The sequence below is a fragment of the Nonlabens sp. SY33080 genome, assembly GCF_011784885.1.
Lineage (GTDB): Bacteria > Bacteroidota > Bacteroidia > Flavobacteriales > Flavobacteriaceae > Nonlabens > Nonlabens tegetincola.
The window spans coordinates 2,226,813-2,241,475 of record NZ_CP050461.1 but is presented as its reverse complement, the minus strand read 5'-3'; the positions used below and the strand labels follow the sequence as shown (position 1 = coordinate 2,241,475).

Below are 14,663 nucleotides of genomic sequence, written 5' to 3'. Positions count from 1 at the left end.
TTATCAAGTAGTTAAATATATTTGTGTGGTTATGCATCTCGCTTATGGCAACTTTTAAATTAAGTGATTGGGAAGAAGAAGAGGATGTTTCTCTTATAGGAATTCACTCAAGCCTACCTGCCTATCGTGTTGCGTATTATATCAATAAGCACAGTGAACATTGTTTTGAAAGAAAACAAACAGATCATGAACTGTTTACTGATAGGATAATAGCAACGTTTCCTGTGTACAAGGATTATGACGAGAAACTGCAAACTCAACTTTATCTAGTTGCCAATAGGTTTAAGGGCGTTTTAAAAGGAGTATCTGGCACAGGGCTTTTTGAAACTATAGATGAAGAGGAAATTACTGTGACGTTGCTTAAGGAATATCATAAGGTTGATTTTATCCTTAAAATAGAACAGAATAACATGAGCTATCCTGTGCAAAAATTAATAAATGATCTAAATAAAGCCCAAGCTTTCACAAGCTGTTATTTATTAGATTATTTTAAATTGAAAAATAAAGACTATTTAATCTTTGAATAAATGCCGACATCTAAAAAAACTAAAATAGTAGCCACACTAGGACCAGCAACATCAAGCAAGGAAACACTCCTTAATATGATGAAAGCTGGTGTAAATGTATTTAGAATTAATTTCTCACACGCTGATCACGAGGATGTAAGAGAGCGCGTTCAAATGATTCGTGACTTAAACAAAGAACACGGTTATACTACAGGAATTTTGGGAGACCTACAAGGCCCAAAATTAAGAGTAGGTGTTATGGCAGAAGAAGTAGTAGTACAACCTGGTGATGAAATCACGTTTGTAACCGGAGAGCCTTTTCAAGGAACTAAGGAACGTGTTTATATGAATTATGAACAGTTTCCAAGAGATGTTCAAAAAGGTGAACGCATACTTCTAGATGATGGTAAACTAATATTTGAAGTAAAATCTACTAATAAACAAGATGAAGTAGTTGCCAAGGTTATTCAAGGTGGTCCTTTACGTTCAAAAAAAGGAGTGAACTTACCACAAACGAATATTTCACTACCAGCTCTTACTGAAAAAGATATTGTAGACGCAAAATTTGCTTGTGAACTTCAGGTAGATTGGATGGCATTGTCATTTGTGCGTCACAGCAAAGATCTGATGGAACTGCAAGACTTGATTAAGGAAAATAGTGAAAATAAAATACCTATTGTTGCCAAGATTGAGAAACCTGAAGCAGTAGAAAATATTGATAAAATAGTAGCATATTGCGATGGCCTTATGGTAGCACGTGGTGACCTAGGAGTAGAAATTCCCGCACACGAAGTACCGCTTATTCAAAAACAACTTGTATTAAAAGCTAAAAAAGCACGTATACCTGTAATTATAGCCACCCAAATGATGGAAACTATGATTACTAGTCTTACTCCTACTAGAGCAGAGGTAAATGATGTAGCAAATTCTGTTATGGATGGAGCTGATGCCGTAATGCTTTCTGGTGAAACATCGGTAGGTAAGTATCCTGTACAAGTTATTGAAAAGATGGCGAGTATTTGTAAATCAGTAGAAGACAGTGACTTAATAAAAGTTCCTTATGAACCACCACACATAAGAACAAAACGATATATCACTAAGTCGGTGTGTTATCACGCAGCCAAAATGGCAAATGAAATAGATGCCAAAGCCATAACTACCATGACCAATTCTGGTTACACTGCTTTTCAAATAAGCGCCTGGCGACCAGATGCACACATACTTACATTCACCTCTAATGAACGAATATTAACTCAACTCAGCTTGCTATGGGGCGTAAAAGCTTTTATGTATGAAAAGTTTGTAAGTACTGATGAGACTATTGAAGATGTAAACAAGTTCGCTAAAGAAAAAGGGTTTGTTACCAAGGGAGATTTCTTGATTAATCTAGCTGCAATGCCCGTAACTGATAAAGGAATGGTAAACACTTTAAGAGTTACCGAAGTGGAATAACTTAACTAAAATAAAGCCGCATCATTTAATGCGGCTTTATTTATATCAACTTATATTCTTTCTCAAATGCTATATGATGGGTAAGAACTCCATTTCCATTATATATAGGAAAAGCATCCAGCTCACAACCATATTCTACACCGTCTTTTTTATAATTAAGCAACCTAGCTTTAAAAGCTATACCGGATATCAAAGCCTCACGAGTACGCTCAACAGCATCTAGATCAGTATTGACACCTTGCAATATTTTTGGAGTTTGTCCCACCATCTCATAAGGGTCATAACCGGTCAAATCTTCAATATTCTTAGACGCAAATACGATTTTTAAATCTGAACCAGTAATGATAACCGAATAGTCAGTAGAATGGCTGTATCCATCAACAAAATAATTAAAATGCCAATCATATTTCCTGGCTATCTCGTCCATTTTATTCAATATTCTAGGTGTAAGATCCCACATTAATTTACCTACAACCTTCCAAGGAATCAGTGGTGTTGTTTTCAAATCATGATGTATGATTGTAAATTGTGTGTTTTTAAAAGTCATACTTAAATGTAGTGCAAGTTAGTTAAGTATGAAAATGAACCAGATAAAATTAAGTTACAGTACTAAAACTTAAAATCTAATTGCACCTCTTCAATTTCATGTTCATCTTGTTCAGATTGATCATTATTAAGATTACTAAGAGTTATACCTAATAGTCTTACGCTTTCGCGAAAGCGATCTTGTTCTAACAACTCAATTGCAGTTCTCAGTATAGTCTCCTTATCCCTAATGTAGTAGGGTAAGGTGATACTACGGGTTTGAGTTTTGAAATCACTGTACTTGATTTTGAGCGTTACAGTTTTACCAGTAACATCAGATTTTTCAATGCGTTTTTCTATTTCGCCTGCTATTTGCTGCAAGCGCTCTTTCATAAATAATTCGCTAGAAATATTCTCGGCAAAAGTACGCTCTGCTCCTAGAGATTTACGTATCCTATGAGGTTGTACGGGACTATTATGAATACCTCGTACAATATTAAAATAATGCCTACCGCTTTTACCGAAATGCTCTGCAAGATATTCTAAGGACTTACTTTTTAAATCGGCGCCAGTAAAAATTCCATGTTGATACATTTTGTCTGCGGTTACCTTTCCTATACCATAAAACTTTCTGATTTCTAATTTTTCTAAAAAAGAAACCACTTGATCAGGAGTTATTGTTTTTTGACCATTAGGTTTATTTATATCACTGGCAACCTTAGCAATAAATTTATTTATAGAGATGCCAGCACTAGCGGTAAGACCAGTAGTTTCATAAATACGCCTACGAATTTCATAAGCTATTATAGTAGCACTGGGAAAATTAAATTTATTTGCCGTAACATCTAGATAAGCCTCGTCTAGTGATAAAGGTTCGACTAGATCAGTATAATCATGGAATATTTCTCTTATTTGATTACTCACTTCTTTATAGCGATCAAACCTATGTTTTACAAAAATTAAATGAGGACACAATCGTGCAGCTGTCACACTGGGCATAGCGCTACGCACACCATATTTTCTAGCCTCGTAACTTGCTGCAGCTACTACTCCACGCTTACTACTACCACCTACAGCTATAGGTTTACCTCGTAATGATGGGTTATCATGCTGTTCGACACTTGCATAAAAAGCATCCATATCAACATGAATAATTTTTCTAGATACTTGATGTGATTCGTTTGACATTTTCAACTACAAATATCGTAATAAGCAAATCAAAAATATGGAGCAATGAATAATTTAACCTATTTGTATTTATCTTAATTTATGTGTTCACTGTTAACTATAATGCAACATTAATACGTATATAACCCTTTTGTCTATTTTATTTGTATTTTGTCTATATTTTAAATAAAAGTAATAGTGATTTTAGTTAAAATACACTTTTAACAGGTCGATACGCTATATAGATATTTATATTTATGATAATCAATCTAATACAGCCTATGAAATCACTACTAACCTTAATTTTTATATTCTATAATATAACTTTCATTTACAGTCAAGTTGGAGTAAACACCACCACGCCACAAGCCACCTTAGACATAAATGGAAATGTTATGATACGTAATGTAGATCCAGTTACAAATCCTACTGATAGAAATCTCGCTGCACAAGATAGTATACTTGTGAGATCTAATAACGAGGTGATGAGAGTTTCATCTAGCGATGTATTAAACGCCACCCTTAAAACCGCGGTAAAAGGAGGATTTACAAATGCGACCTCTGCAACACTTGTTCTTTCATCTACCTATACACAAATTCCTTTTGACAGTGAAGAGTTTGATCTTAATGATGAGTATGATCCTGCCACACACACCTTCACAGCAAAACAAGATGGTATTTATACCATAAAAGTTAGAATAAATGCCTCAAATTCAATTAATGCATCTATTAACTATGGTGTTTGTATAAGGAAGAACGGTGTTATTGTTGCTCGTGAGAATTTTGCCAACATTACTGTAGATGTTGTTTTTCCAGAACTTACAGTAGGAATAATAACTATTCCCGAAATAGATCTTCTTGAGCTTCCTGTAACTCCACCAGTAAGAAAAGTTGAGTCACTAGAACAATTAAATACAGGTGACACTATCACATTTGAACTTTTTTCAGACCTTGGAGCTACTGTAAACCTATCAGAAGGTATTGAAGATTGCCAATTTACTATTGTACAAATACGATAACACTTATCTTAGTACTATCCTCAAATCAATCTTTATGGGTTATAGTGCTATAATAATTGGAGCCACTGGTCTATGTGGTAGTGTTTTATTGGAAAAATTATTGCAAAATGAGCAGTATGATAGTGTGATTACGCTTTCGCGAAAGCGTATCAACCACCAAAACCCTAAACATAAAAATTATATTGTTGACCTATTTGATCCATCTACTTATGTGGACCACTTACATGGAGATCATTTATTTATTTGTACCGGTACTACCCAATCAAAGACACCAGATAAAGCCGAATACTACAAAATTGAGCATGATCTACCACTTTTAGTAGCTCAACAGGCTAAGGACAATGAAATATCCACTGTCATAGCCATAAGTGCACTAGGAGCAAATCCTGAAAGCAGATTTCTATATAACCGAGGCAAAGGAGAAATGGAGCGAGACATAAAGGATCTAAATTTCAAAGCCGCCTATTTTGTTCAACCAGCATTGATAAGTGGACCCAGAGATGAAAAACGCCCCTTTGAAAGCATGTGGAAAAAAGTACAGAAATTGATTGATCCACTACTTGTAGGACCTCTTAAAAAATACCGCAGTATTGCGCCAAAAACAATCGCCACTGCTATGATTCTCATAGCATTACATGGGTATGAAAAATCACGGATTGAAAGCGATGAGCTCATTGAAATAGCAAACGTAAAATAACTGTTTCTTAATGGCTTACTATTAATTGTGGTTTATCTTTAGACCACATGATTAATAAACGACTTCTCGTAAAAAATCTATTAGCTCATAATGATGAGAATAGTTTTTATGACAAGAAGTTGCGAATTGATTTAGGCAGTAAAGAAGGAAAGGCTAAGTTTTTAAAACATATTTGTGCGCTTTCAAATTCTAACCCTAAAAACAACAGTTACATTGTTATAGGGATCGATGATGCGAGTAACTCCATTGTAGGCGTAGATTTTTTTGATGATTCTAAACTACAAAACCTTGTCAATGCTTATTTACAAAACGCTCCTGTAATTCAATATGAGAATATTGCATTTCCACACTTACCTACAGGAAAAGTGGTCGGATTAGTTACTATACGAGCACAAAATGGTCTTACTGTCCTACGCAAAAACATATGGAAATATTATGGCGGAGCAGCCTTTTTTAGGGATGGAAGCATTTCAATGCCCAAGGATTTCTATAGCGAAATCAATGACGTTAATTCTGAAATCGTTCGACAAATTGAAAAACAATCGAGCAACCATATTGAACACACACTTGATAGTGTAGTGACGTTTATGGAAAGGCGTCACAACGGTCTACATGCAGAATATAAAGTTTTTAAAGAACAGTTTGTCATATGTTGGTCTGGCAAAGTAAAATATAAAAAAGGCCAAACTTACTATTCACGAGTTGACATTGAAATGGTCAATGAGCAAGTACAACTTTTTTACAGTGCCCTGGATGAAGTTCAAATTACACATGATGATTCCAGTTTTAGTATACTTGAATTTGTGCATTTAGGTATTGGAGCACAACAACGGTATCATCCACTTGAAAAGCAAACGTTTAGATTTCTGCCTAATGGAACCTATACCTTTGAGAATAAAATTCTCTTTAATCCTCCTTACTACGATAGAAGAACGTTACACCACATTTACAATGCAAACCTGGCTTTATTGCAAAAAATAGCAACTGATGCACCGCTTACTGATAGGGAACTAGAGGATCTTAGGCAGTTGCCTGAAACCATGCTTATTTGTAAGTTTAACAATGTAGGTGAACCGATTGAAAAAATGCGAGTTCACAAGCAACATCTCAAAAAATATATAAAAACATATAAGGCATTTAAAGAAGCATTACGCATTTTAAGAAAAGTACAATACAATTCATGAGAACTATAGCAATAGGAGATATACACGGTGGCTACAAAGCCTTACTACAATTGTTAGACCGCATAAATATTAAAGGTGATGATCATTTAATATTTTTAGGCGACTATGTAGATGGATGGTCACAAAGTGTCGAAGTCATTGACTTTTTAATCAATTTTAAAAAAGAAAGAAAAGAAAACGGTCATTTAGAACCGGTTTATCTCATGGGTAACCATGATGAGTTATTGCTGAATTATTTTAAAACCAACCAGAAAAACAATTCTTGGTTACAACACGGCGGACAGATAACTGTAGATAAGTATAAAGCTAAAGAACCTACAACTATCAATAAACATGTAGAGTTTTTGGAAAAACACTTGTTACCCTATTTTGAGAAAGATAACAATGGATTTTTTCATGCAGGGTTTCATAATTTGAAAGGTCCCAAATTCGAATATTATTCAAATATCACATATTGGGATCGATCATTATGGGAACTCGCCTTATGCTTGAATCCTGAACTTAGCGTAGAAAACGAACGGTATCCTGATAGATTAAAATTGTACAATGAGATTTTTATTGGACATACTCCAACAACAAGACTAGACAGTTTTTCACCTATTAATGCAGCCAATGTATGGAATATAGACACAGGCGCAGCCTACAAAGGACCTTTAACAGCAATATGCATTGAAGATAAAACAGTCTGGCAAAGCGATCCCGTTCACACCTTTTATCCCAATGAAAAGGGTCGCAATTAAAAATAGGCTTTTAACTGCACACTGCCCGTGTGCACTGTAGGCGCACTTTCAGTTGCTCTACCGTTATAAGATAAGTTAAGATCTAAAAAGCTGGTGATATTACGTTGAAACAGTAATTGCCAGGTCAAGTTATCACCGTCTTGTAGTCCTTCCAATATTTGAAAACCTGCTGGTGAAAAAGCCTGTCCCTCAAAATCATTTTTGATATATGTGAGAGTACCATTAATAGCATATGCTTGCTGCTTATTAAATGAAAAATTAACCCCAAAATTGTGCTGTTCTAAATTAGCTTGATCATTGACTTTATTCTCCTTTTTTTGATATTGATAAAATAAATCAAATTGATTGCTGGCACTAAATAAGTAACTCAATTTAGGTTTAAACAAGCTTTGATCTATTTTAAAATTTCGATTTTCAAAATTTTCACTCAAACTGGTTGTAGATCCAGATTGTAAGCTTATATCAATAAGCCAACTTTTCTTGATTCGATGGACCATTCCTAACTGGTGACTATTTACTTTACTTAAAAACAAACCTATACTTTGCAAATTTTGCGATTCTGTAGAGATATAGGTATAATTAGTAGTAAAATCTTGTTTACCTCGATTAAAGAAAAGGCTGTTTCTAAAGGATTTGTTCAATCCTAATTGCTCATCTTCATCATTAAAAGGATTTAAGCTAAAACTTGTACCTTCTCTTGCAATCATGCGATCTATTTGATAGCTAGTTTGATTAAAAAAATGAGACAATATCCTTTTATATCCTGTTTTATCATTCCACGAACTAGGATTTAGGTTAAGAGTAAGAGCAAGTTTATTTTGATGAGTAGGAACAAATAGTTGATTAGGAAGTAAGACTCTTACATAATTTGCTTGATCTTGAAATTGGGCTACTTCAAATTCATTCAAATCTTGTATTCCATCATTGTTATAATCAATCCAAGTAAAGGTTCCTTGGCCAGGATTAACCTCGACGTAGGTAAAATCTTGACGTGCGATCGATGCACTGTTAGTCTCATAGGCAGAGGTGAAATTTACTTTCTTATCATAAAAGGATCGTTGGTATTGAACTCTTGAATTAAATGAAACTTCATCTTCAATATTATCGACAGTGGCTTTAAGTTTTCTATAATTTGCGTACAACAGTAGTTTCTGTTTCTCATCTTTAATGGGTTGTGCTCTTATGTAATAGTTGTTTGATTTATTAACCTGTACCAGTTGATTGTCCCTTAAACTATCATTTACTCTATGCCTATAACCCAATTCAACAAAAACTTTAGTAGTATCGCCGCGACCTGCAAAGATCTCATATTGATTAAATCGCTGTGATAAATTTGTAAACCGATCGGTATTTACGTTTTTCTGCTCATTTCCTTCACCGTTCAAATTAGTTCCTATATAGTTTTTTCCAATCTTTCTTTTAACGGCGATATCGTATCTATTAAATTTTGAAGAAAATTCAGTACCACTTGTTTTTAGTACGCTTCCGCGAAAGCGTGACTGCCACAAACTATCGTTATAAGCGCCACTTAAAACGTGTCTATTCCCATTATAGGTATCACTAAATTCTAAATGCTGAAAAGAATAAGTAGTTGTGAGTGTTGAATCTATTTTAAAATCAGTAGACAGTGTAGTAAACAGTTGATTTCCTTGTGGAGTAACTAAATTCCAATCCCTAGCAAACTCGATGTTATAAATACGTTCAACGTTCCTAAAATTCTCATTTATATAATCAAGAGATAGTGATGAGGCTACATCATATTTTTTAGGTTTTTTAATCAATACCTGTTTGATAGCAAATCTACCAGCAACACCATCATTATCATCATCATCTAGATTAGAAAATTTATTAAGATCATTGCGGCTAGCGGCAAACTCGGTTGCTATCTGTGTTTTTTCAGACGGAGCATAGTCAGCCTTAACACCCGTAATGGTTAAATTTTGTGGAGCAAAAAGTCTAACTATAGGTGCATAATTACCTTGTGAAACACCATTCACAGGTGCTACGTATTCATAAATATTTGCGATGGCTTGGTCATTGATCAATACATAATCACCTTGATTGTCTCCAACTAAAGTGAATCGAACTGTAAACAAATCATCATTGGGATCCTGTGAAAACACAAAACGTTCAACACCATTAATAATATCCCGTCTATAAAGAATCTTATTTTCTGAAAAATCATCAGGAATCGCACTAGGTGCTACTTGTAAATCTGGATTATCTCCTGCAGCTGCGAGAGCTTGCACTTGTTGTTCAGAGAGGTTTTGTTGTAAAGGTTGATTTTTTGCATCAGACTCGGTATAAGCATATGCCTCTATATTAAGTTTTTCTGACTGATATCCTGCCGTTCCATAACCCACAAAACGGGTAAAATTACGCTCGCTATATTGATACTCTATAGAAATTCTCATTTCACTTGTTATCGGAAAAGTTGGTGTAAACCTAACCTCACCAGCATTATAGTCGATTACATAATCATTGTTTTCACCACGTTGTAGTAATATTCCATTTACATATACTCGCTCACTACCAGAGACAATTAGAATAAACAGTTCTCCATTTTGCCCAGTTAATTTGTAGGGTCCTTGATTACCTTCTTGACCCACAAATCTAGAAGTATTGAATGTTCCTCTTACCAGAGCACCAGCTGCGTTTATATAACTGTTTGATGAGTCTCCATCAAACCGCACCGATCCAGAAATACCTTGAACTCTTTTGGTAAATTTATTAAAGGCAAATTGTTGTTGCTCTAGATCTACATCACCAGCTCTTATTTTCCATGAGTCACTATATAGCTCAATAAAAATCTGATCAAATTCGTCCAATCTTTGAGAATAACCATTCTGTGTTTGAGGAACATTTGCATCTTGAATGGATGCTCTTAAGGATACTTTATCATTAAGCTTACCCGTTATCCTAAGATCCAACTCGGCATCTACTACACTATTTTGATTATTTCCTATTCTTAAACCTCTGGAAATACTTCCGCTAGTTTGTAAACCATTGAAGGGTACTTGAATCTCTTGCTTTTTGGGCTGGATTAATTGTACTAACTGTTCTTGTGGACTTTCATCACTTAGGATGATAGAAGGATCGTATAATCGAACTCCCTTGAATAATTCCTTGGGAAAAGGTAGGTATTGTACTCGCAATGAGTCGTTAGAGGCTGCTATAATGGGGTTTAAATAAATACGGCCTGTTGCATAGTCAACTGTATATAAACTAGTATCAATCGCAACGCCCTTAATATTGGTTAATTTGAAATTGGATTTTTGAATAGGAAGACTATCTATTAATAAACTATCTGATGGTTTAAAAGTCTTCACCTTTACATTTTCAAAACTTTGAGAATAGCAATTTCCCAATGCCAAAAAGAAGAAAAGAAACAAGACCAACCTCATACTAACAGCAAACTACCACAATTATAAAATATTTTATCAATAACCCGAGAAATAAAAAATCCCAAGCCGAAATGACTTGGGATTTATAAACTAAGTTTAAAAAGGACTACTTTTTCATTTCAAAATCATTCATAAAAGCAGTGGTATAATTACCAGCTACATAATCTGGATGATCCATTAATTGTCTGTGAAAAGGTATCGTAGTTTTAATTCCTTCTATATGGAACTCATCAAGAGCTCTTTTCATTTTATCAATAGCCTCTTGTCTAGTTCTAGCTGTTGTAATTAACTTAGCTATCATAGAATCATAGTTAGGCGGTATTGAATAACCAGCATATACGTGAGTATCTAAACGCACTCCATGTCCTCCTGGAGCATGTAACACTGTTATTTTTCCTGGCGAAGGTCTAAAATCATAGTAAGGATCCTCAGCATTAATTCTACATTCTATCGAGTGTAAAGTAGGCTCATAATTCTTACCAGATATCTTAACACCTGCAGCGACTAATATTTGCTCTCTAATAAGGTCAAAATCAATTACCTGCTCAGTAATCGGGTGCTCAACCTGAATCCTAGTATTCATTTCCATAAAATAGAAATTACGGTGTTTATCTACTAGAAATTCTACAGTTCCGGCACCTTCGTATTTAATAAACTCTGCCGCTTTTACCGCTGCTTCACCCATATCCTTACGTAACTTTTTAGTCATGAAAGGAGAAGGAACTTCTTCAGTTAATTTTTGGTGACGACGTTGAATAGAACAATCACGTTCTGATAGGTGGCACGCTTTTCCATCTTGATCTCCAACGATTTGAATTTCGATATGACGAGGTTCCTCAATGAGTTTCTCCATGTACATATCGTCGTTACCAAATGCCGCTTTTGATTCCGTTCTAGCACTATTCCATGCGTCTTCAAGGTCCTCCTCCTTCCACACAGCACGCATACCTTTTCCACCACCACCAGCACTTGCTTTGAGCATTACTGGGTAACCAGTTTCTTTGGCTACTTTTAAACAAGTTTCAAAATCAGGAATTACACCTTCAGATCCAGGAACACAAGGAACACCAGCCTCTTTCATAGTAGCTTTGGCAGTTGCCTTGTCACCCATTTTGCTTATCATTTCTGGGCTAGCACCGATGAATTTTATATCGTGCTCTTGACAAATACGTGAAAAATCAGCGTTCTCAGATAAAAATCCATATCCTGGATGAATAGCATCTGCATTTGTAATTTCTGCAGCGCTTATAATATTTGACATCTTTAGATAAGACTCGCTACTAGGCGCAGGACCTATACACACAGCCTCATCAGCAAACTTCACGTGTAAACTTTCAGCATCGGCAGTAGAATATACAGCTACTGTCTTGATACCCATCTCCTTACAGGTTCTTATAACCCTTAGAGCAATTTCACCACGGTTTGCTATCAATACTTTTTTAAACATGATAATCAGTTTTTTAGTTACCGCGATAGTGTGTTTTGGATTACGCTTTCGCGAAAGCGTAATTTTCCATGGACACTAACACAAACAATAAATCCCTCTTAAATTAAGAAGGATCTACTAAAAATAATGGTTGATCAAACTCTACTGGAGAAGAATCGTCTACTAATACTTTTACGATAGTACCAGAAACTTCACTTTCGATTTCGTTAAATAGTTTCATTGCTTCAATGATACATAAGGTATCACCTTCTTTTATAGAGTCTCCTACTTCAACAAACAGTGGTTTGTCTGGAGCTGGCTTTCTATAAAAAGTTCCAATAATTGGTGATTTTACTGTAATGTACTTACTGTCATCGCTAGCAGCTGCTGGTGCAGGAGCATCACTTGAAGCCGGTGCAGCTGGCGCTGCTGGTGCAACAGGTGCAGGAGCTGCTGGTTGTGGAGCTGCCATTACTGGTGCTTGTTGTACATAAGTAACAGGTTCGTCTGATTGTGTTTTAATGGTGATTTTTACATCATCCATTTCTAATTTCACCTCACTTGCGCCAGACTTTGCGACAAATTTGATTAGGTTTTGTATTTCTTTTAATTCCATAATTTAAGGGTGGTTAATTAAAGGATTAACTATCATAGGCCCAAGTAAGTAGAACTGATCCCCATGTAAAGCCACCACCAAAGGCTGCAAACACGAGATGATCTCCTTTCTTTAATTGGGATTCATATTCATATAAACACAAAGGTAAGGTAGCACTGGTTGTATTACCATACTTGTGTATGTTCATCATTACTTTTTCTTGTGGTAATTCTACTCTCCTAGCTGTGGCGTCTATAATACGTTTATTTGCTTGATGAGGAACTAACCAATCTATATCATCGTTACTTAAACCGTTTCTTTGAACTACTTGTTCTGCAACATCGGCCATGCTGGAAACCGCGTACTTAAATACACTTTTCCCATCCTGAAAAACATAATGTTGCTTATTTTCTACAGTTTCATGAGAGGCTGGAAGAATTGATCCACCTGCTTCAATTTTTAAGAATTCACGACCTATACCGTCGGTTCTTAAAATTTCATCTTGAACACCATAGCCTTCTTTATTAGGTTCAAAAAGAACCGCGCCAGCTGCATCTCCAAAGATAATGCAAGTAGCGCGGTCTTCGTAATCTATGATTGAGGACATTTTATCTGCCCCAATAAGTAATACTCGTTTATATCGACCTGATTCGATGTAACTGCTAGCTGTACTCATTCCAAAAAGAAAACTTGAACATGCCGCCATTAAATCATATGAGAAAGCATTTGTAGCTCCAATTTGTGTTGCTACATAGGCTCCTGTTGACGCAACCGGCATATCGGGTGTAGCAGAAGCTAGTAATACTAAATCTATTGTTTTAGGGTCGATACCTTTTTTTTCTATAAGGTCTTGTGCAGCTTTAATGGCCATATATGAGGTTCCTTTACCAGGTTCCTTTAGAATACGACGCTCTTTAATACCTGTACGCGTGGTGATCCACTCATCATTAGTATCTACCATTGTTTCAAGAATGGCGTTTGTAAGGCGATATTCTGGCAAATAGGCACCTACACCTGTTATTGCTGCTGTTATTTTACCCATAAGTATCGTTCTAATTAGACGATTAGAGCTGCGAAAGCTACTAAAAAACAGTCTAAAACCACAAAAAATGACACATTTTTAATTGAAAATGTGTCATTTTAATAATTTTAAAAATAAGTTATTATATCGAATAACCTGTGTTAAACGATAGAGACTAAGCCTCTACTTCTTCTGTTTTGTCAATTAAAACATTACCACGGTAGTATAATTTACCTTCGTGCCAGTGAGCTCTGTGGTATAAGTGAGATTCTCCTGTTGTTGAATCTACTGCGATTTGAGGAACACTCGCTTTATAATGAGTTCTCCTTTTATCTCTTCTTGTTTTACTGATTTTTCTCTTTGGATGCGCCATGGCTATTAATTATTATCCGTTTTTAATTTTTTTAATGCGTCCCATCTGGGATCTACTTGTTCTGTCTCTTTCTCTTCTGGAGCTGCTACACTTAACTCATCAAGTTTATCTAACACTTCTGAGTCTAGTGTGCCGTCTTCAACACCTGGATGTACTCTTTTTTGAGGAATTGATAAAACAATCATCTCATATACGTACTGGCTGATATTGAACTGGTATTCACCATGAGGTAAAATTAACAACTCTATATTTTCATCGTTAAACTCCTCACCGAATTTGATTACCAAATCCATATCTACCTCAACAGGTAAATCAAAGGGTTCATTAGTCACATCACAATTAACGTTAACCACTCCATGAGCTGTTAATTTAAGATCCATAATTGTGGTTCTTTTATCTAGTACCGCAGTTACAGCAAGGGATGAGCTATTAAACTCTTCAAATCCGAAATTTTCAAAAAACGTATTATCGACCTCGTACTCAAATTGATGCTGCCCTACTTTAAGACCAGCAAACGCAATATTAAAAGCTTTGAGTTCCATAATATAGCTCTT

Annotated in this window: 14 protein-coding genes; 6 read left to right on the top strand and 8 right to left on the bottom strand. The window is 35.4% G+C overall.

Annotation, left to right across the window (positions count from 1 at the left end; all coding sequences use genetic code 11):
• The first annotated feature begins 44 nt into the window (after positions 1–44).
• Positions 45–527: an IPExxxVDY family protein gene (locus HCN53_RS10090; RefSeq protein WP_105017741.1), complete on the top strand. Its 483-nt coding sequence runs from the start codon at positions 45–47 to the stop codon at positions 525–527.
• Entirely contained in the window at positions 528–1,958 is a 1,431-nt protein-coding gene (pyk, locus tag HCN53_RS10085; protein ID WP_167342864.1) for a pyruvate kinase, read from the top strand. It abuts the gene before it with no gap.
• 40 nt (positions 1,959–1,998) lie between these two features.
• Here the strand turns inward: pyk and HCN53_RS10080 are convergent, their stop codons facing one another.
• Both HCN53_RS10080 and dinB read right to left on the bottom strand, forming a co-directional pair.
• Positions 1,999–2,505 (bottom strand): PAS domain-containing protein, encoded by a 507-nt coding sequence (locus tag HCN53_RS10080; protein WP_052510254.1) that lies wholly within the window; start codon positions 2,503–2,505, stop codon positions 1,999–2,001.
• Positions 2,506–2,567: 62 nt separating this feature from the next.
• On the bottom strand, positions 2,568–3,671 hold the full coding sequence (dinB, locus tag HCN53_RS10075) for a DNA polymerase IV (RefSeq protein WP_167342863.1): 1,104 nt from the start codon (positions 3,669–3,671) through the stop codon (positions 2,568–2,570).
• 260 nt (positions 3,672–3,931) lie between these two features.
• On the opposite strand from dinB, the gene HCN53_RS10070 reads away from it, so the two are divergent.
• Genes HCN53_RS10070 through HCN53_RS10055 form a run of 4 tightly spaced genes read left to right on the top strand, consistent with a single transcriptional unit; the run spans position 3,932 to position 7,290 of the window.
• Positions 3,932–4,669 carry a hypothetical protein gene (locus tag HCN53_RS10070; protein ID WP_167342862.1) on the top strand — a complete coding sequence of 246 codons (738 nt, stop codon included), beginning with the start codon at positions 3,932–3,934 and terminating at the stop codon, positions 4,667–4,669.
• A gap of 34 nt (positions 4,670–4,703) precedes the next feature.
• Positions 4,704–5,366 (top strand): NAD-dependent epimerase/dehydratase family protein, encoded by a 663-nt coding sequence (locus tag HCN53_RS10065; RefSeq protein WP_167342861.1) that lies wholly within the window; start codon positions 4,704–4,706, stop codon positions 5,364–5,366.
• Positions 5,367–5,413: 47 nt separating this feature from the next.
• Positions 5,414–6,550, top strand: a complete 1,137-nt coding sequence (locus HCN53_RS10060) for an ATP-binding protein (protein ID WP_167342860.1) — start codon at positions 5,414–5,416, stop codon at positions 6,548–6,550.
• Complete coding sequence (locus HCN53_RS10055; protein WP_167342859.1) at positions 6,547–7,290, top strand: metallophosphoesterase; 744 nt, start codon at positions 6,547–6,549, stop codon at positions 7,288–7,290. Before HCN53_RS10060 ends, HCN53_RS10055 begins: the two co-directional genes overlap by 4 nt.
• Here the strand turns inward: HCN53_RS10055 and HCN53_RS10050 are convergent.
• From HCN53_RS10050 to HCN53_RS10025, 6 genes are all read right to left on the bottom strand, one after another.
• The gene (locus tag HCN53_RS10050; protein WP_167342858.1) at positions 7,287–10,619 is read right to left on the bottom strand and encodes a DUF2460 domain-containing protein; all 3,333 of its coding nucleotides are present in this window, start codon (positions 10,617–10,619) and stop codon (positions 7,287–7,289) included. The genes HCN53_RS10055 and HCN53_RS10050 overlap by 4 nt on opposite strands.
• A 181-nt stretch (positions 10,620–10,800) precedes the next feature.
• On the bottom strand, positions 10,801–12,141 hold the full coding sequence (accC, locus tag HCN53_RS10045; RefSeq protein ID WP_105017747.1) for an acetyl-CoA carboxylase biotin carboxylase subunit: 1,341 nt from the start codon (positions 12,139–12,141) through the stop codon (positions 10,801–10,803).
• A gap of 103 nt (positions 12,142–12,244) precedes the next feature.
• Positions 12,245–12,736, bottom strand: a complete 492-nt coding sequence (gene accB, locus HCN53_RS10040; RefSeq protein WP_042276449.1) for an acetyl-CoA carboxylase biotin carboxyl carrier protein — start codon at positions 12,734–12,736, stop codon at positions 12,245–12,247.
• 25 nt (positions 12,737–12,761) lie between these two features.
• The gene (locus tag HCN53_RS10035) at positions 12,762–13,757 is read right to left on the bottom strand and encodes a beta-ketoacyl-ACP synthase III (RefSeq protein WP_167342857.1); all 996 of its coding nucleotides are present in this window, start codon (positions 13,755–13,757) and stop codon (positions 12,762–12,764) included.
• Positions 13,758–13,911: 154 nt separating this feature from the next.
• Positions 13,912–14,109: a 50S ribosomal protein L32 gene (gene rpmF, locus HCN53_RS10030; RefSeq protein WP_042276454.1), complete on the bottom strand. Its 198-nt coding sequence runs from the start codon at positions 14,107–14,109 to the stop codon at positions 13,912–13,914.
• A 5-nt stretch (positions 14,110–14,114) separates the two neighbouring features.
• The gene (locus HCN53_RS10025; RefSeq protein WP_042276456.1) at positions 14,115–14,651 is read right to left on the bottom strand and encodes a YceD family protein; all 537 of its coding nucleotides are present in this window, start codon (positions 14,649–14,651) and stop codon (positions 14,115–14,117) included.
• Between the last annotated feature and the right edge of the window lie 12 nt (positions 14,652–14,663).